The organism is Hyella patelloides LEGE 07179 (assembly GCF_900659865.1).
Classification (GTDB): domain Bacteria; phylum Cyanobacteriota; class Cyanobacteriia; order Cyanobacteriales; family Xenococcaceae; genus Hyella; species Hyella patelloides.
Window position 1 is genome coordinate 42097 of the sequence record NZ_LR213775.1, and the last position, 18126, is coordinate 60222.

At 37.2% G+C, this 18126-nt stretch carries 21 protein-coding genes; 7 read left to right on the top strand and 14 right to left on the bottom strand.

All coding sequences use genetic code 11. The features are described 5' to 3' along the window. The first annotated feature begins 7 nt into the window (after positions 1–7). The 3 genes from H1P_RS02870 (at position 8) to recN (ending at position 4289) form a co-directional block, all read left to right on the top strand. Complete coding sequence (locus H1P_RS02870) at positions 8–505, top strand: DUF2062 domain-containing protein (RefSeq protein WP_246141444.1); 498 nt, start codon at positions 8–10, stop codon at positions 503–505. Between the two features lie 355 nt (positions 506–860). Then, on the top strand, positions 861–2255 hold the full coding sequence (gene trxB / locus H1P_RS02875; RefSeq protein ID WP_144863957.1) for a thioredoxin-disulfide reductase: 1395 nt from the start codon (positions 861–863) through the stop codon (positions 2253–2255). Positions 2256–2537: 282 nt separating this feature from the next. Further along, positions 2538–4289, top strand: a complete 1752-nt coding sequence (recN, locus tag H1P_RS02880) for a DNA repair protein RecN (protein ID WP_144863959.1) — start codon at positions 2538–2540, stop codon at positions 4287–4289. A 337-nt stretch (positions 4290–4626) separates the two neighbouring features. On the opposite strand, the gene H1P_RS02885 is transcribed toward recN, so the two are convergent. Both H1P_RS02885 and H1P_RS02890 read right to left on the bottom strand, forming a co-directional pair. Continuing rightward, positions 4627–6252: a DUF1194 domain-containing protein gene (locus H1P_RS02885; protein ID WP_144863961.1), complete on the bottom strand. Its 1626-nt coding sequence runs from the start codon at positions 6250–6252 to the stop codon at positions 4627–4629. Between the two features lie 133 nt (positions 6253–6385). Continuing rightward, positions 6386–6661 carry a hypothetical protein gene (locus tag H1P_RS02890; RefSeq protein ID WP_144863963.1) on the bottom strand — a complete coding sequence of 92 codons (276 nt, stop codon included), beginning with the start codon at positions 6659–6661 and terminating at the stop codon, positions 6386–6388. A 413-nt stretch (positions 6662–7074) separates the two neighbouring features. Here H1P_RS02890 and H1P_RS38775 point away from each other — a divergent pair, with 413 nt between their 5' ends. Beyond that, the gene (locus H1P_RS38775; protein ID WP_281291078.1) at positions 7075–7203 is read left to right on the top strand and encodes a hypothetical protein; all 129 of its coding nucleotides are present in this window, start codon (positions 7075–7077) and stop codon (positions 7201–7203) included. Positions 7204–7289: 86 nt separating this feature from the next. Then, the gene (gene argF / locus H1P_RS02895; RefSeq protein WP_144863965.1) at positions 7290–8210 is read left to right on the top strand and encodes an ornithine carbamoyltransferase; all 921 of its coding nucleotides are present in this window, start codon (positions 7290–7292) and stop codon (positions 8208–8210) included. Between the two features lie 86 nt (positions 8211–8296). On the opposite strand, the gene aroQ is transcribed toward argF, so the two are convergent. Beyond that, positions 8297–8740, bottom strand: a complete 444-nt coding sequence (gene aroQ / locus H1P_RS02900; protein ID WP_144863967.1) for a type II 3-dehydroquinate dehydratase — start codon at positions 8738–8740, stop codon at positions 8297–8299. A 23-nt stretch (positions 8741–8763) separates the two neighbouring features. After that, positions 8764–8907: a hypothetical protein gene (locus tag H1P_RS35700; protein ID WP_186375808.1), complete on the bottom strand. Its 144-nt coding sequence runs from the start codon at positions 8905–8907 to the stop codon at positions 8764–8766. 294 nt (positions 8908–9201) lie between these two features. On the opposite strand from H1P_RS35700, the gene H1P_RS02905 reads away from it, so the two are divergent. Then, on the top strand, positions 9202–10533 hold the full coding sequence (locus H1P_RS02905; protein ID WP_144863969.1) for a proton extrusion protein PcxA: 1332 nt from the start codon (positions 9202–9204) through the stop codon (positions 10531–10533). 225 nt (positions 10534–10758) lie between these two features. On the opposite strand, the gene panD is transcribed toward H1P_RS02905, so the two are convergent. The 10 genes from panD to H1P_RS02955 all read right to left on the bottom strand — a co-directional run bounded on the left by panD (position 10759) and on the right by H1P_RS02955 (position 17369). Next, a complete protein-coding gene (gene panD, locus H1P_RS02910) occupies positions 10759–11172 on the bottom strand; it encodes an aspartate 1-decarboxylase (protein WP_144863971.1) in 414 nt (137 codons plus the stop codon). Between the two features lie 66 nt (positions 11173–11238). After that, positions 11239–12210, bottom strand: a complete 972-nt coding sequence (locus H1P_RS02915; protein ID WP_222426899.1) for a tetratricopeptide repeat protein — start codon at positions 12208–12210, stop codon at positions 11239–11241. A gap of 325 nt (positions 12211–12535) precedes the next feature. Next, positions 12536–13048 carry a YceD family protein gene (locus H1P_RS02920; RefSeq protein ID WP_144863975.1) on the bottom strand — a complete coding sequence of 171 codons (513 nt, stop codon included), beginning with the start codon at positions 13046–13048 and terminating at the stop codon, positions 12536–12538. 551 nt (positions 13049–13599) lie between these two features. Continuing rightward, positions 13600–14088 (bottom strand): Jag family protein, encoded by a 489-nt coding sequence (locus H1P_RS02925; protein ID WP_186375809.1) that lies wholly within the window; start codon positions 14086–14088, stop codon positions 13600–13602. 9 nt (positions 14089–14097) lie between these two features. After that, entirely contained in the window at positions 14098–15255 is a 1158-nt protein-coding gene (gene yidC / locus H1P_RS02930) for a membrane protein insertase YidC (RefSeq protein WP_144863979.1), read from the bottom strand. A 121-nt stretch (positions 15256–15376) separates the two neighbouring features. After that, complete coding sequence (locus H1P_RS02935; protein ID WP_144863981.1) at positions 15377–15769, bottom strand: PH domain-containing protein; 393 nt, start codon at positions 15767–15769, stop codon at positions 15377–15379. Further along, positions 15759–16130, bottom strand: coding sequence for a ribonuclease P protein component (gene rnpA / locus H1P_RS02940; protein WP_144863983.1), 372 nt, complete (start codon positions 16128–16130; stop codon positions 15759–15761). The genes H1P_RS02935 and rnpA overlap by 11 nt, the downstream gene beginning before the upstream one ends. Before the next feature lie 24 nt (positions 16131–16154). Beyond that, a complete protein-coding gene (rpmH, locus tag H1P_RS02945; RefSeq protein ID WP_144863985.1) occupies positions 16155–16292 on the bottom strand; it encodes a 50S ribosomal protein L34 in 138 nt (45 codons plus the stop codon). Between the two features lie 69 nt (positions 16293–16361). Further along, positions 16362–16895 carry a DUF2808 domain-containing protein gene (locus H1P_RS02950; protein WP_144863987.1) on the bottom strand — a complete coding sequence of 178 codons (534 nt, stop codon included), beginning with the start codon at positions 16893–16895 and terminating at the stop codon, positions 16362–16364. Positions 16896–17108: 213 nt separating this feature from the next. Next, positions 17109–17369, bottom strand: coding sequence for a hypothetical protein (locus H1P_RS02955; protein WP_144863989.1), 261 nt, complete (start codon positions 17367–17369; stop codon positions 17109–17111). Between the two features lie 179 nt (positions 17370–17548). Here H1P_RS02955 and H1P_RS02960 point away from each other — a divergent pair. Next, on the top strand, positions 17549–18126 hold a 578-nt coding region (locus H1P_RS02960; RefSeq protein ID WP_144863991.1), incomplete at its 3' end, for an alpha/beta hydrolase.

The following is an 18126-nucleotide window of genomic DNA, read 5'->3' on the forward strand; positions in this document are numbered from 1 at the left end:
ATACTGGTTGAAAATCTACCAACGTCGGCTCTATCTCCGTATCAGGAAACTCAAAGGGAAACCTGTTACTCTCGCTAGAGGTTTAGCAATTGGGGTTTTTGCTGGTTGTTTTCCTTTTTTTGGCTTGCAAAGTTTGATTGGCGTATTATTAGCAACTATTTTTAGATGTAGTAAAGTAGCTGCGGTTGCGGGAACCTGGATTAGTAACCCTCTTACCTATATTCCTATCTTTGTTTTCAATTTCAAAATTGGCAAACTACTTTTAGGTGTCGAAAGTATTTCTAGTCAAGAAATTGATTTTGAGTCTCTTTCTGATTTTATGGAACTTGGTTCTACCTTCGCGATTGTTTTATTGACTGGTTGTTTTGTGGTAGGTGCGATCGCTGCTTGCATCAGCTATTTTGTTAGTCTGTCGATGTTTAGGCGTTTACAGCCAAGCAATTTCCAGAACTCTCCGCGAAAATTAAAAGCAATCAAACGACCTCCAATTGACCTGAAAAAATAATCTAGTTAGTGGTTAGTTGCCAGCAGTTCGTTGTTTGTTATTTCTGGAATAATTGAATATTGGGCGTTAATGAATCAGAATATTAGTGCTAAAGGATAAATATATAGTTTTTTCTTTGAGATTCAACAAGTCGATTAACAAAAGAAACCTCTGTTTATTATACTTTGTAGCATCTATGCTGTACAGGAGATGCATACTTCGACTCTAAAAACCTTAAAACAAATAGCGACAAGCAAAGAGCAACTAGCAACAAACCTTATTATTACCTATTTTATATCTAAAATTACCAACGCTAAATGTTACTATATAATAAATATCAAGTCATAGTCGTTATGAGTTTAGTATAGAAAATATTATGGCAAACTCTCAGATAGAAAACGTAGTTATTATCGGTTCGGGTCCTGCTGGATTTACCGCAGCTATTTACGCAGCCAGAGCCAACCTCAAACCAGTAATGTTTGAAGGGTTACAAGCTGGAGGAGTCCCTGGAGGGCAGTTAATGACTACGACAGAAGTAGAAAACTTTCCTGGCTTTCCTGAAGGAATTACGGGTCCTGAATTGATGCAGCAGATGAAAGCTCAAGCAGAAAGATGGGGTACAGAATGCTTTACCGAAGATGTAATTGAGGTTGATTTTAGCCAAAAACCCTATATAGTACGTTCTACTGAAAGAGAAATTAAGACCCACAGCATCATTATCTCTACTGGTGCAACTGCTAAACGTCTGGGACTTCCTGGGGAAAAAGTATATTGGAATAACGGGATTTCTGCCTGTGCAATTTGTGATGGTGCAAGTCCTCTCTTTACTGATGAAGACTTAATCGTAATTGGTGGTGGTGATTCGGCTGCTGAAGAAGCAGTGTATCTGACTAAATACGGCTCTCGCGTTCATTTGCTCGTTCGTAGTGACAAAATGCGTGCTTCTAAAGCGATGCAAGATCGAGTATTAAATAACGATAAAGTAACGGTTCATTGGCACACAGAAGCCATCAATGTCTTTGGTGAAAACAACCGCATGAGCGGGATTAAAGTTCGCAATAAAGAAACAGGCGCGGAAACCGACATTGCAGCTAAAGGTTTATTTTATGCGATCGGACACAACCCTAATACTTCTTTATTCCAAGATAAATTAGAGCTAGATCGAACTGGTTACATCGTAGTCAAACCAGGTACGGTAGAAACTTCAATCCCTGGAGTATATGCTGCGGGGGACGTGCAAGATCGTGAATATCGTCAAGCAGTAACGGCTGCGGGTACAGGCTGTATGGCTGCATTATCAGCAGAAAGATGGCTCTCAGAACACAATTTAATTACAGAGTATTCTCAGAACTCCCCTGAAATTGTCGAAGCAATTTCTGAAGAGGTAGTCAGAAGTTCTAATAAAGCAGATACAGAAGCAACTTTTGATATTAATGCTACTCGTCATTATGGAGGTTATGCATTAAGAAAACTTTTCCATGAAGGCGATCGCTTATTAATGGTCAAATATGTCTCTCCTACCTGTGGTCCTTGTAATACCTTAAAACCAATGTTAGACAAAGTAGTAGATGAATATGAAGGTAAAATTCATTTTATCGAAATAGACATTGTAGAAGACCCCGAAATCGCTAAAATGGGTCAAGTTATTGGTACTCCCACAGTGCAATTTTTCCACAATCAAGATTTGGTTCAGGAAATGAAAGGTATCAAACAAAAGAGTGAATATCGTCAGATAATTGATAGCTATCTACCCACTAAAGTATCCAGTTAATTAATTATTCGCCCCAATGTCTAAAATTAATTATCATTAAGTAGGTAAACATAAATTTTTTTTTACCTTTTACTTCTTGTCTGTTTTTTGAATATCAATTTCATTTTGTCCTAATACTCAACAAACTTGTTTGCCAAAAACTTTTTTGATTTTGCTATTACAAACGCAACCTATTCATGGGAAAATTGCCATAATCCATTTTTCTGAATTACTTATGCTATCATGCTGTATGGCATTTTAATAATTGGCTTAAGAATTCTTTTATCTGACTACTTTATCTAGATGCTTTTTAGCCTGAAAATTCATAACTTTGCTTTGGTCGATCGCTTGGAATTAGATTTTGATAAAGGTTTAAATGTTTTAACAGGCGAAACAGGAGCAGGTAAATCTATTATTCTCGACGCGATTGATATTGCTTTGGGAGGTAAAGTAAGCTCACGTATGATTCGTAGTGGTAGCGATCGCGCAACAATAGAAGCTACTTTTAAAGTTAATGACCAATTTCAGCAATGGTTACAAAAGCAAGCAGTCACCGTTTCAGAAAATAGTTTGATCTGCACCAGAGAATTAACAGCAGGAAAAGGTAATAGAGTGCGATCGCGCTGTCGCTTAAACGGAAATGCAGTAAATCGTCAGTTAATGGAGCAATTGCGCTCTCGTTTGATTGAAATTACCGTCCAAGGACAAACTAGCGATCTTTTAGTACCTGAAAAGCAACGAACTTTACTCGATCTCTATGGTGGGAAACCCATTTTAAAACAAAAATCCTTAGTGGCAAAAATTTATGCAAAATGGCAACAGGCAAAGCAGAAATTAGCCAAACGCCAAAAAGCGCAACAAGAAACACTACAAAAACAAAATTTATTAGAATTTCAACTCAAAGAACTCACTGAAGCCGAACTTACGACGGAAGATGAATTAGAGCAACTCCAGCAAGAGCGCGATCGCTTGTCTCATGTAGTAGAGTTACAGCAACTGAGTTATCAAGCTTACCAATTACTCTATCAAAGCGATGCCGATGCACCTACCGCTAACGATTTGCTTGGTGATGCAGAAAGTAATCTCGAAGAAATGACCTCCTACGATGGAAAATTACAACCCATTTTAGAAATGGTACAGTCAGCCATTGCCCAAGTAGTAGAAGCAGGACAACAGATTAACAGCTATGGCGATTCTTTAGAAGCCGATCCCGAACGCCTCGGCGAGATAGAAGCCAGAATCAGAGTTTTAAAAGATATTTGTCGCAAATACAGCTCAGATTTAGGAGAGGTTATTGCTTTTTACCACAAAGTAAAGCAAGAATTAGCCGAACTGACAGATAGTGAACAATCTCTTTCTAAACTAGAAGCTATCTGTCAGCAAGCTCAACAAGAACTATTTGAAGTTTGTGCAACCTTATCACAACTGAGACAAAAAGCCATTACCAAGCTAGAAAGACAATTAGTCAAAGAACTAAAACCTCTAGCAATGGATAAAGTAGTGTTTGAATGTCGCCTCAATAGCTGTCAACCTACTATTAATGGTGCAGACGAAGTAGTATTTTATTTTAGTCCCAACCCAGGGGAAGTAGTACAACCTTTAGCAGATACAGCTTCTGGTGGGGAAATGAGTCGTTTCTTATTAGCATTAAAAGCCTGTTTCTCCGATGCGGCGATCGTGTCCAATACCTTAGTCTTTGATGAAATAGATGCAGGTGTCTCAGGAAAAGTAGCTCAAGCGATCGCTGAAAAGCTCCATCAACTCAGTCAAGAAAACCAAATACTTTGTGTCACACACCAACCTTTAATAGCAGCGATGGCAGATTCCCACTATAAAGTAGAAAAAACCATTATTGAAGAAGTGAAAAAAAATAGTAACGGGAATTCTTCTCTGTCCGATATTCGTACTGTAGTTAGGGTTTACAATATCAGCGATCTCAATCTCAGGATTCAAGAATTAGCTCAAATTACAGGGGGACATTCTGCAGATCAAGCTATGGAGTTTGCTCAATCTTTACTAATCAAAGCAGCCGATTATCGCAAAAAACAGCAATAAGTACCTAACAGGCTCTCTTGATTATTTTAGGGAATTAAGAACTAACAATATTTTAGCCAAAAAGCGATCTCGCCGTTGGCGAGGCGCGTTGCAATCGCCATCTCGGAATTCAAGAATTGATTGAGTTTTGGATTAACTAAAACAGCAAATTCTGACAATAAATAGCCAGCAAAAAGCGATCGCTTTTAAAGCGATCGCTGAAAACAACTAAATTGAGATTTAGATTACATTGAGATAGTTAGATTATGTGATTTCCCAGAAAGACCATGCCAGCCTACAGCAGTAAAATCAGCACATAGTTGATTACTTGAGGGTATAATCATTGCTGGAAATAACCTTAGTCAGCATAATCAAAAATATAAGGACGAGGGTCTTCGTTGTCAGGAAATCCATCATCATCGTTGTCAGGATCTTGCCAGTTAGGAACACCATCCTCATCAATGTCTTGCGTAATAACCTCTTCCCCACCAATAGGGGTCACAATAGGAACAAAACCATCTCCATCAGGATCGCCAAAAGGCGCACTTTCTACAAGGTCAGAGATACCATTGCCATCACTATCACACAATAAGTTCATAGATGTTTCTAAAACAAAATTGGATTGAGTAGTATGTCTTTCGGCGAAGAAAAAGTCGAAATCGTAAGTTTGACCGATTTCCAGACCTAGCTGTGCTGCAACAGCATCAACGTTAACACTAGCATTTTGTCTTCCATGAACTCCACCGAGGTCAATGACTCTTTGACCATTGATGTAAACCCAAACATCATCGTCACCGCTAAAGTTGAGAACCTCGCCACCTTCATAAGTGAATTGGCTATGAATTTCGTAAGTAAAGTGGAAGTTATGATTACGTCCTTCATTACCCATCATTTGGTTATCAATGGGGAAGAAAGAAGTATTTTCATAACGGAAATTGTCATTGGCTTGCTTGGTCAAAGTTATGGGATAGTCCATACTTTCATTGACTCCATTTATATCTCGATACCATTGATCGAAGTACTCTTTACCATTAGTAGTCCGAGTACTACCGTCAGGATGAGCGTAAATTGGTTTGCGATCTACACCGAGATTAGTGGTTACCATATTGCGATCATCGCCAATTCTATACTGAAAGTCAGGGTGAGAATCAGAAAAGTCTCTTACAGTACCTGCCACAGTAACACTATCAGTTACCTGACAACTCATGATGGGTACTGTAAACTCATCGTAGGTATCAAAAATTTCTCTTTGTAACTTGGTTTTAACGGCTTCAGTAAAGTTGTCAAAACCATAAGCAACTTCTGCGAAAGAATCTGTTCCACCAATTACATAATCACGATAGTGATTAGCTACATACTGATTGTTAGAAGGGTCGATAGGTAGACCATTAACAGTGATATTATTGGCTACAGCATTATCTCTCGCATCACGAATCAGAGACCAGTTTCTAACATTTTCTCGACCATCACCAGAAACATCGATGACTAAAACTTCCCCTGCATAAGCATTTTCTAAAATAGAAGTTGTGGCAGCTTCTAAACCATTAGCAATACCTGTCCATCCTTGGATTCTGCCAGACCAAGGGGATACGGCTGAAGTTGAACTTGAAGGCCTAGGTAAAGCGTCTAGTTCATCAGCAAAAGCTAAAATATCTGCCCTAGTGTTCAAAACTCGCCAACCAATATCTGGAGCAGGTTTTTTCGCCCAAAACTGGAGACTTATCGCCATACCATCAGGCAATCTTTCAATTGCAGCAATTACTTCGTCATCTCTAAAGGCTGCTGCATAACCATCCATTTGTAGATTATATTCGCTGCTGTCAACACTTCCAGAAATGTCAACAGACAACATTAGTTCAACAGATACAGGTGTTTCTCCGCTAGCTGCTGCTGGTCTGGGTGTAGGAACGGTTAAAAGTCCTAATCCCATCAGAGGTAATAATCCCCTGGAGATAACTTTTTTAAAATTGAAACGATTTAACATGAGATTACATTTCTTACAAATTTATGACTGTTTAAAAAGACTATATTGGAGTTACTAAAAGATAAAATCTTGAATTTTTATCTGAACTAACTTCAAACAATATTAATTATCTATTAGTGATTAAAAATATTGTTTAACTATAATCAGCACAAATAGAGCTTAAGTCTTCACCATCTTCAACCTCTGTTCCTATTTCAGTTAAAGATATTAAGTCATCTATTGTCATATCTTCTATTTCACCAATAAAGTTTTGTAGCATTAGGGAAATGTCTTCTGAATCAGTTAAATCTCCATATTCTGCACAGAACCTTGCAACTTCACTACTATATTCATTATCGGCTTGTGCAGGTAAAGTTAACATACTTCCCATAGCTAAGGCAGCAAAAGAGATAGAAATTAGTTTTTTCATGATTATTTCTTGGTTTTTCTAGTTATGTGTGTGAATCAAACTGTGTGTTTTTTGATTTGTTTTCAAATCTTTCATCTAAGTTAGCAACTATAACGCCAAGAAGTAAATCCTCAAAAATACTGTTTTTTAAAAATATTTTTTCGATAAAATATGGTATTCTACATTGAGCTATATCAGCATTTATTCAATCAATATATTTAGTTCATAAAAGAACAATAAATAAAAATACTGAATCAAAATAAAGTTATTGTGCGGTGAAATAAAAAAATAATAAATCTTTGGTTAATTCAGACTGATATGGCAATAATTTATAGTTAAAAATAAGGATAATTCACGACAAAATAAATTTTAAGGAGAAAAATATAGATCCTGTTTATCCGTAATAGCTCTGATTCTCTAATGACTAATACTTTATGATTACTCTATATCGTGTTTATGTAGTATTACAGGATAAAAAAGCAATCTTTAAAATTAGCGATCGCCTTTCTGAAAAACATTTAGCAAACAAAATAATTTATGGCTTTACTTGTGCCATTAGTTAGCCCTACAATAGGCTTTTTCTCAGATTCACCTCAAATCAAAGACTTAAACCAACAGTTATTTAGCCAAGACAAAGTTAGAGTTAACTATGGAACACCTGCAAGGAAGAGATTTATTAAGTATTGCCGATCTTGATGCTCAAGAACTTCAAGAGCTACTACAATTGGCGCAACAATTAAAAAGTGGAGAAATTAACCTAAAATGCGATCGCACATTAGGGCTATTATTTTCTAAAGCTTCTACCCGCACCAGAGTATCTTTTACTGTAGCGATGTATCAATTAGGAGGACAGGTAATAGATCTCAATCCCAATGTTACTCAAGTAGGAAGAGGAGAGCCTTTAGAGGATACCGCCAGAGTGTTGGATCGCTATCTTGATGTGTTGGCAATTCGTACTTTTGCTCAAGCAGATTTAAAAACTTTTGCCGACTATGCTCAAATTCCTGTAATTAATGCCTTAACCGATCTGGAACATCCTTGCCAAATTTTAGCGGATCTTCTAACAATTAAGGAGTGCTTTGGCTCTTTAGAAGGAACAACTTTAACTTATGTAGGTGATGGTAATAACGTTGCTCATTCTTTACTCTTGGGAGGTGCTTTAGCAGGGGTGAATGTCCGTGTCGCTACCCCCACTGATTATCAACCAAACCCAGAAATAGTTAAGCAAGCTCAAGAATTAGCAAGAAACAGTACTGAAATAGTTATTACTGATGATGCGATCGCTGCTGTTGAAGGGGTACAAGTAATCTATACTGATGTTTGGGCGAGTATGGGACAAGAAGATTTAGCCGATAGTCGAATTCCTATTTTTCAGTCTTATCAAGTTAATGACAAATTATTAGCTAATGCTGCTCAAGATGCGATCGTGCTACATTGCTTACCCGCTCATCGAGGAGAAGAAATTACCGACGCTGTCATGGAAGGAAAGCGATCGCGTATTTGGGATCAAGCAGAAAATAGAATGCACGCTCAGAAAGCTCTACTGGCTAGCGTACTCGGTCTTGTATAAAAAAATTGTTTGCTTCATAACAACAAACAATATTCACTCAAAAAATTAGGGATGGCTTTAATCCTTCCCTAGATTTTTGCTTATGTTTATTTTTTTAAATAACTTACTAAAGCCTGTAAACCTAAAATATAGCTATTAGCACCGAATCCGCTAATTTGACCAATGGCTATGGGTGCGATATAAGAATGGTGTCTAAACTCTTCTCTCTGGTAAATATTGCTCAGATGAACTTCCACTGTAGGAATTTCTACAGCAGACAAAGCATCTCTAATAGCTACACTTGTATGGGTATAAGCCCCTGCATTGATAATAATTCCTTGATATGAATTTCTTGCAGAGTGAATCGCTTCTAACAATTCCCCTTCCAAATTGGATTGTAAACAAGATACATTCACCTGAAGCTTTTGCGCCTCTAACTCCAAAGAATTGTGAATATCTGCTAAAGTCACCGAACCATATATTTCTGGTTCTCGCGTCCCCAATAAGTTCAAATTAGCTCCGCTTAATACTAGCAAGTGCAGTTGAGACAAAACTTATAAACCTACGTATGCGATTAACGATTACGGCGATTCTTTGGCTCGTTTACAGGGATGGGAATTAATTCTGCTTCTGGCTCTGTTTCTGGCCCTAAAAGCAACTCAATTAATTTTTGCGCCCAGTCTTTTATTTTTTCTATTACCTTATCTAAATAGTCCATTTAAAAGAAAACTCCTTTAGAATACAATGCAGCAACCACTTAAATGGTTTTGCAACAACTAGCTGTTAAGTCATAGACTTAATGAGTCAGTAACCAAAACTTTGCTAATCTCAATTTGCTACTGCTTTTCAAATCGTCTTGATACGACGATTGCATAATTTTATATTATTGCCTAATAATTAGACTAACACAGGTTAGGGACATAGGTATGCAAGGATGATCGAGAAAATCCATTCAGCAAAATTAAACAACTCCTTCCTTTGGTGTATTTTATAGTGCGTGGTACATAAACCAATGAGACTAAATAATTTAGTTAGTAAAGGAAGAAAATGGCTCTCTAGCACTCCAGAAAGGGCTTTAGACGCTGCTTATCGCGCTGCGGTAAAAATCAAAGCGATTGAAGACGATCACTTCCAAGGTCAGAAAATATCTGCGGGAACAGTAGCCTATTCTCCCAGTGTGGTGAAAGTGTTTCGTGATGATGTTAATAACTATCTCAACACAATTAAAGTCAGACTTGCTGAATTTAAAATCAGTCGAGGATTAATAATTTTTTCTAACAATCGATCTACCACAGAAATTACAGTTGTCACTTATCAGGAAGACATCATAAAACAAAAACAACTATCGGCGATCGATAAACTGAACTATATAGATTCAGTAATATTGAAGTACGAAAAAGAATTGCCTCAAGAGGAAATACCCTTAACTAATACTGGTCAAATAAATCCAGTAACCAAAGTAGCTCCCAAAAAGCAGAAAAAAAATTTACTAATCAAACCGCAGCCAACAAATAATACGCCAACAACTGCAACTATTTCTAATAAAACTGGTGTTTTACCGCGTTCTTTTATGAGAACTCTTAATCGGATTCGCCAAGAAATAGACCCTCAAGCAGAAAATACAGAAGAGGAAGTAATTAAAAAATTCCGTCGTTCCCGCAATAAAACAGTTATATCTATCTATTTTCTATTGATTTTAATTATTGTTCCTTTATTTACTCATCAAGTTACAAAAACCTTCATTATAAATCCTTTGGTCGAAAAATATTTTAATAATCACGAACAAGTTATTTTTATTAATCAGGATTTAGAAGAAGAAGCTTTGATGGAGTTACATCGTTATGAAGAAAATCTCCATTTCAAGAGTTTAGTTGGTTTTGCTCCGCCAATTTCTAATGAAGAAGTAGAAGAAAAATTACATCATAAAGCAGAAGAAATAGCCGAAAATTATCGTCATCAAGGAGTCAACGGAGTAAGTAACGTTTTTGCTGATTTTTGTTCTTTGTTCGCTTTTGCTGCTATTATTTTCCTTTGTAAGCGAGAAATTGCCATCATTAAATCTTTTCTCGATGAAATTGTCTACGGATTGAGCGATTCAGCCAAAGCTTTTTTAATTATTTTGCTGACAGATATGTTTGTGGGCTATCACTCTCCCCACGGTTGGGAAGTAATTTTAGAAGGGATTTCGCGACATCTTGGTTTACCAGAAAATCATGATTTTAATTTTCTATTTATTGCTACTTTCCCTGTCATTTTAGATACGGTACTAAAATATTGGATTTTCCGCTATCTAAATCGGATTTCTCCTTCTTCTGTTGCTACATATAAAAATATGAATGAGTGAATTACGAAGGGGAGAAACCAACTTCAAGGGTACGGGGTTTTCTCACTGGCGGTTAATAAAGAGGTTTCTTAAATTAGTATTAAATTTGCTATACGAGGCTAATACTAAACCAATTAAGTTTTGACCTCTAAACATTTTCCCTAAACCCCCAAACCCAATCTCAACCTATCAAAACTAATAAAATAGACCACTGGGATGTAATATCTGGATACTCACAAAAGTATTTTATGAACAAGAAAACTCCAAGCCATGATCTTTGGGAATTAAATCTTGGTAAATAAATTCATCACAACGATTATTTTTATCTGCTACTAAAACTTTTGCTTGATGTCCTTGCTTTAGTACAAATGAGCGATCGCATTCTTGATATGCAATAATAATCAGTAAATCTCCTGGTTTACACAATAAAGCAGCACCCCCATTAGGGCAAATGTGACCACTCCCTGCTTTTCCTGGTAGGGTGTATGTAGACCAACGCTTACCATTATCGAGGTTAATCACATCTACTTCTTCTAAAGGTAATAGCCCTACTTTGTCCATTAAGTCACTATCGATAGTAATGCTACCGACATAATTAACATTGGCTTCAGTCACAGTAACACGATGTAATTTAGCGTGCATCAATCTGATGGTTGCCATTAATTCAGGGACTCCTATCAAGAAAAATTAAATACGACTCATAAGTATTTTATTGTACCTTGCCTTTTAAGGATGTAATAGTTGCAAGATGCGACGACGATTGTTTAATGCTTTTTGATAGCGAGGATTGACTTGTAGGGCTTCAGTGTAAGCTTCCAAAGCTTTTTTCTTGTGTTCTAAAGCTTCTAAAGTTGCTCCTTGATTGTTCCATGCTTGATAGTATTCTGGTTGTAAAGAAATTGCTTGTTGATAGGATGCCAGAGCTTGATGATATTGTTTTAGTCGGAAAAATATATTGCCCTGATTGTACCAAGCTCGATACTGTTGATCATCTATTTGTAAAAGTCTTTGATACACTGCTAAAGCTTCTTCAGTTTTACCTTGTTTTTCTAATAAATGGGCTTTACTGTACCAAGCTAGTTCATAATCAGGTTTAATAGCGATCGCTTTTTCGTAAGCTACGGAAGCTTTTTCGTATCTACCCAACCTGGTCAAAATTTTACCGCGATTGTACCAAGCTAGATAAAGTTCTGGATTCAAATTAATCGCTTGTTCGTAAGCAGAAATCGCTTCACCATAAACGCCTAATTTTTCGAGAGTTATTGCCTGATTGTACCAAGCTGTGTAATCATCAGGGTTTATTTGTAATGCTTGATTGTAAGAGAAAAATGCCTGACTATAATCTTGGAGATGGCTGAGAGCTACTCCGCGACGATACCAAGCTTGTTCTGATTGGGGTTGCAGAGATAAAGCTCGATCCAAACAAACAATAGATTCTTGATACTTTTTTAGCTTTTGTAAGGCGATTCCTTTATGAACTAATATCTGATGGCGGTTTGCCTTCGGCAATACTGCGCGCTCGCTAAAAGAACTAAATTCTAGATTAGAAGTGATACAAGAAATATTTCGCTCGTAATTATCTAATACATCTAATAAGTTAGAGTTACTTTTGTAAGCGTAATGATTACTATTTTGGAAAGTATTTGAGATTGTTTGTTGAGTATAAATCCCTATTGCAATAGCTGGAGATAAATCCATTCCTATACAGCTAACGACTATTGCTGTAGTGATAGAATTAAGCAAATACTTCATGCTGACAACTAGGTTCTTATTAATTAAGCTAGTTCTCTTATAACTTTTAAAAAGCTTTTTGATTGTGATTTACGTTCTTGACAAACATTACACAAAAAGTTTATGCAAATTTCATTAAAAGTTCCAATAAAAAATTCTTTTTGTATACGAAATTTATAGTATTTTGCCTAGCAGTCATTGTTTGTTTCCAAAAACTCTTTGCTATCAACTGTTATTTATCAAGTCTCCTAACACCAGTAACTATAGTAACAATTTTATTTTTTATAAAAACTTAATCCTGATTTTGGGATAACTGCTCTTTCAATGATGCTAAAGAAGCCCAGCGACTATCAATTTGATGTTCATTTTCTGATGTAGTTTTAGCTGCACCCTGGCAATTTTCACCACACAATCTACGTAAAGGCATAGCCAGCGAAAATTGCTCATATAGCCATTGTTCTGATTCAAAATGACCATTAGGAGGTAAAGTTTCTGATAAGTCCTCTAAGGACACTTCTCGCTCTAATGGAAGGCGATCTAAATCGGGAGCGACTGCTTCCAACCAGATTAATTCTGAGGTGTCAATTGCGATACGATAATTGTAGTTTTGTAAACAGCGATCGCAAATAAGAGTTACAATAGTTTCTGCTTTTACTGAGATTTCTAAAAAATTCCCCCCATGTCTGACGACCAAAATTCCTCTAATAGGGGTTAAAGTCTCTAAACCAGAAATCGGATCGTCTAAAGTAATTTCTCTGGTACTACGGGGTGCTTTTAGCAGTTGTGGAATATATAGGGCTTCCATCGTTAAATAAACTTCTTTCAGAAGTTAGGTCAAAGGAAAGAATAATTAATTTGAATTTCTAATTTATGTTTGCAAGACAGATTCGATTTTGAAAATAGCGTCCAGTATTAAAGTACTTACAATAATCATGCTTAAATCGTTGCTCAACAAGTAAGGTGAACAGCGATGCGACTCCGAAGCGTTCAGAACTCTTCACAAGGTTGTCTTGGAGGACGTTTCCTTGCTAGGTCAGCATTCGGTAATTCCGCGAATGCGCGAGGTCTCCAAGGGAAGTTTAAGTCGGACGCTTATACCTTCAGAAGGTATTATCCTACTTGATGGCAAGCTTTTTAGATGGGGGACGCGAGGTCTGACTTCTTACAAAGTGTCTGTATGCGAGAGCTTGAGGGATTATGGTGAACCCTTTGCTTACCCAATCACACTGTTGAGATTTCCTCAACAGCTTGTACGCCACATCTGACGCAGGCTTATTAAACTTCTTCAGCCAAGAATGAATGAGTTTTGCTCTCTAGCACGAACGAGCATCTTTTGATGCTCCTCCCAATCATCTACTAACGTAATTTAACTACCAGTTTGCGATCTGGCTCTTGACCACGACTTTCTGTAACCAAATCTGTCGAATTTTGCAAAAAAGAATGGATTTGTTTTCTTTCTGCGGAAGATAAATCGGGAACTTCAATTTCTTGTCCTGTATCTCTTACCTGGGCTGCGGCGGTATCAGCAATTTCTAATAGCTCTTGATACCGTGTTACGCGATAACCATCTAATTCAATAGTGTAAGAGCCTTGACTTTCAGAACTTTGAAGCAAATTTAATAATGTGTTGGCTAAATACTGAATTGCATCTATATTTTTACCTCTTTCTCCAATCAAAAGCTGGATTTGTTCGGAAGTTAGATGATCGATACCAATATTTAACCAACAAGATTCTCGATCTTCAGTAATGGTGGCAAATCCTTCTGAAGTCGCAGTAGTTGGCATTCCCATTAACGTTAACAAGTTTTCCAACCACTGCTTTCCGCGCTCTATTCGATCTTCCATAATGGTTGCTTAACCAGAAGTTTTTTCTTTCTTTTTAGAACGTTTGCGTTCAAAGGGAAGCGATTCTCGATTTTTATCGGCTTTTTCTTGTTCTGCAATAATTTTCTGCAAGTTTTCTGGTAGTTCTTCCTGCATTAAGAACCAAGTCTGACCCATTTGGAATAAACTAGCAACTACGATATACATTAAAACTCCCGCAGGAAGAGGAAAGAATAAAAACATTCCACTAAAAAGAACGGGAGTTATTTTGCTAATAGCTTGCTGTTGTTGAGCACCAGGATCGTCGCTCTTGGAGTTTCCACTACCGCTCATTTGCTGATTAACGTAGATACTAATGCCAAATAACAGAACCAGAAACAGAATATCAAAGTTTATGTTACCATCCTCATCCGTAACACCGACTTGACCTAGAGCTTTAATAAATAAAAATCCTTTATCGGCTGCAATCCCATGGATTGCCACTTGCACAGTGGCATCTCCAGGTTCTAAGGCTTCGATAGTACCATCTTCTTTGATATTAAGTCTTTCTGAACCTTTGGTTACTTCCCATTGAGGAACAAGATCTTTTTCTGAGTACTCTTTTAACAAATTGTCAAAAGGTTTTCCTTCAGGAGTCTGTAATTCAATGCGAGTTGTTTCTCCAACAGCTAGCTTATTGCCTCCTGGAAGCAGAGCTTCAATTTTATCGTGAAAGCCATCATCAAGATAAATATTTTGAGCTTTGGTGGCGAAAGGCTGGGGTTGAATTCGTTCAATTTGCTCTCTAGGAAAAATTTGCAAATCTACAGTGTAAGGGGTGTCAGTAAATGGTGACCCACGTAAAGTAGCAAACAAAGCAAATAAAATAGGCATTTGCAAGAGCAGTGGTAAACAACCCGCAAGAGGATTACCAAATTCTTGCATCAGCTTCGCCATCTCTTCTTGTTGCTTTTTCGGTTCATTCTGATAGCGTTGCTTAATTGCTTCTTGTCGCTCCTTCATTAGAGGCTGCACAATCCGCATCTTACGCATATTGCGAATCTGTCCCGCACTTAGGGGAAATACTGCAAAGCGAATTACCAGCGTCAGAGCGATAATTGCCAAGCCATAACTAGGTACAATCCCGTAAAAAAAGTCCAGGATTGGCAACATTATGTTGTTTGAAATAAAGCCAATACCAAAATCCATTCTTTAATCCATCCAGCCTTTGCGCGGTAAATTTTCTCAGTCTAGTGTAGCCGATCGCTGTTCTTGATAGTAGAAGGGTTTTCCCTACCAAAAAAATTAATTTCTACTACAGTCGAATAACTTATTGAGCGATCTTATCTTTAGGTTTACCTGTTTTAGCTGCCGATCTTTCAGCTATGTAATCAGCAATTTCTCTAAATCTAGGTACAGCCCTTAATTCAAGACGACTTCTATCTTTTAAGGTTACTACCAAGTCACCCCATAAGCCAATACCTCTAGGAACATTTACTACTTTAACGATTTCATTATAAATAATGTCTGTACGTTCTCTACCCATCCAACCACCAGTGATCGAAATTCGGCGATCTGTAATGCGATAGCGTAGCCATAAAGCACGTACAATTGCTCCCACTGTGAGAGGAATTGTAATCACAAAGAAACCCAACAATATATTTAATATTAAGTCTCCGACGTGAGGCCCACCTTCGTAATAAACTTCTTCTTTAATACCCATTGATAATGTTTGATTCTATTAATAGTTGCTCTAATTCTCGCAAAAAATCTCCATATTTGCATTCAATTGCTTGATTTTTTACTACGATGACAATGTACCAGCCACTATCGATCCTTGGCAGTAACTCTTGAAAAGCCGACCTAATTCGGCGTTTAATAAGGTTTCGTTGAACAGCTTTTTTGCTTACCTTAGTGCTAATAGAAATACCAATACGAGTTGGAGAATTATGGGATTGCGCGACTGTTTTGGAAATCAACAAAGCTCTTAGTATCAAACAAGAACCGTAACGACGCATTCCTTTTTGATAAACAGCACGAAATTCTCGCCAATGTTTTAGACGATGGATACTGGGCAATCCCACACTAATTAGTTAGCAAGACTGCTTTTAAACAGCCAAACGATGACGACCTTTTTTACGACGAGAGCGAATTACTCTCCTACCCGTGTGGCTACGCATCCGAGCGCGAAAACCTGATGTTCTTTTTTGTTTGCGGTTTGTTCCGCCCAAAGTACGTTTTGTCACTTATTTTGCCCTCCTAAAAATTTTTGATTTTAGCTCTAAAAAGTCACAATCTCTAATCTTACTATAACCTTATGGATTGATGCTAATTATCCAAGTGCCAATGTATTGACGAATGGGTACATCAAGGGCGGGAAGTACTTCACCACGGAAGTAATAAGTACCAACATCAGGATTTTTGACTCCTGAAAATACCAATTCTACTTTTTTGCTTTCTTTTAAGGGTTCTTCAAGCTCGATTTCAATTAAATAATTTTCTCGATCCCAAATCACTTCTCTAAGGGCTAAGGGTTCACCATTAATTCTGACTTCGATTCTGTCTTCTTTAAATGTACCGTCGTAGTAATCTGGATAAAAAATGTAAAATTTTGATGCTCCCTGCATCAGTTTTTTACCAGGAATTCTCAAGCGATAGCGATCGCGACTATTTCTTTGTCCATGAAAATCAAGGTAATAGTTAAGAATATTTTCTCGGTCAACACCGCTAAAAATCGTTAAACCAGAACCTCCTTGAGCAGCAGTTATGATAGGAACACTAGCGACTAAGCAACTAGTAACGCCTAAAGTTGTAAAAATCTTTTTAAGAGATGGACGTAATTTAAACATAGACTTAAATAGCTTAAGTAAGCGTAAGACTGGAACGTTTCTTAGCAGATTTTTAATCTGTAGAATCGCTCGTAAATATAATTTACTTTTGTTTGACTGTAACAGATTGAGACGCTAAACAACTGGAAAAGTGCCACACTTTGGATTCACCGATTCACCGAGTTACCGATTCACTGAGTTAGAAGGAAAAGAGAAGAAGTATTGGTTGATTTTTTAGTTGGTTATGGTCAGGAGTTTTGCTGAGGTTTTTTGAACTGGTTTAATTGTGGTGGGGGGATTGTGAGGAATGGTTTGTTCTAAAATTTCGACATTAATACTTACTTTGATGAGGTAAGAGCCTGGTTGATTTTGAACTGCTTTGGCGATCGCATTTTTCAGATCGGGATGTTCTCCTGTAATGGGGTTTCTTAAAACGCAACGATCCCATTCGTGGTTGGCTTGAGGGTTAATCTTTAATACGTAGTGTCGATCCATAATGCTGCTCAACTTATTTTAATGATTTTTTATTCAACATTTACAGTATACATATATTAATTGAAAAATTCAAACCTGATTCAGTCATCACCTTATCAGTCACCAAATGAGTCGCATTTTTTCGTAATCAGCATCGTAAATAAACTCAGAACGTCTAAATTTAGTAGGAAGATTGAGCAATGTGGGGTTTGAGGTTTAAGCAATATTTGTTAGGAGTTAGCTCTTTTGCGATCGCAATGACCATCGCTATTGCTCCCATTGAATCCGTAAACGCAGCCGAGAAAATTAAATTTAACCATGGAATTGTAGGTCAATCAATCTCTTTGGAGGAGTTAGAAGTTTTTGCTCAGACTGGAGAAATATCTCCTTCTTTAGACTTTCTGTTCAAGTTTACAGGTCATAAGCCAGAAGTTATTCGCCTATTGCTAATACAAGAAATTCCTATGGATGCGGTAACCGCTTCTAGTTTACTCAATAGTTCTATAGGGGGATACATTTTAGATCGAGCGAGTAATATTGTTAATTCAGGAGCTTCTCAAGGAAATAGAGAAGCTTTGAGGGGTGCTTTGATTGGATCGGCAAGTGGCGATAACAAAATCTCGTTACTAGAAGTGTGGCGTAATTATCCCACTAAAGAAGTTGTTGTTGATGGACAATCTTGGAGAGCAATGAATCAAGGATTTAGCAGTACTTTGCAGCAAGTAGGAAAAACTGCTGGACTATCAGTCGCATTACTCCGTAATTTTTTGAGTCGTTA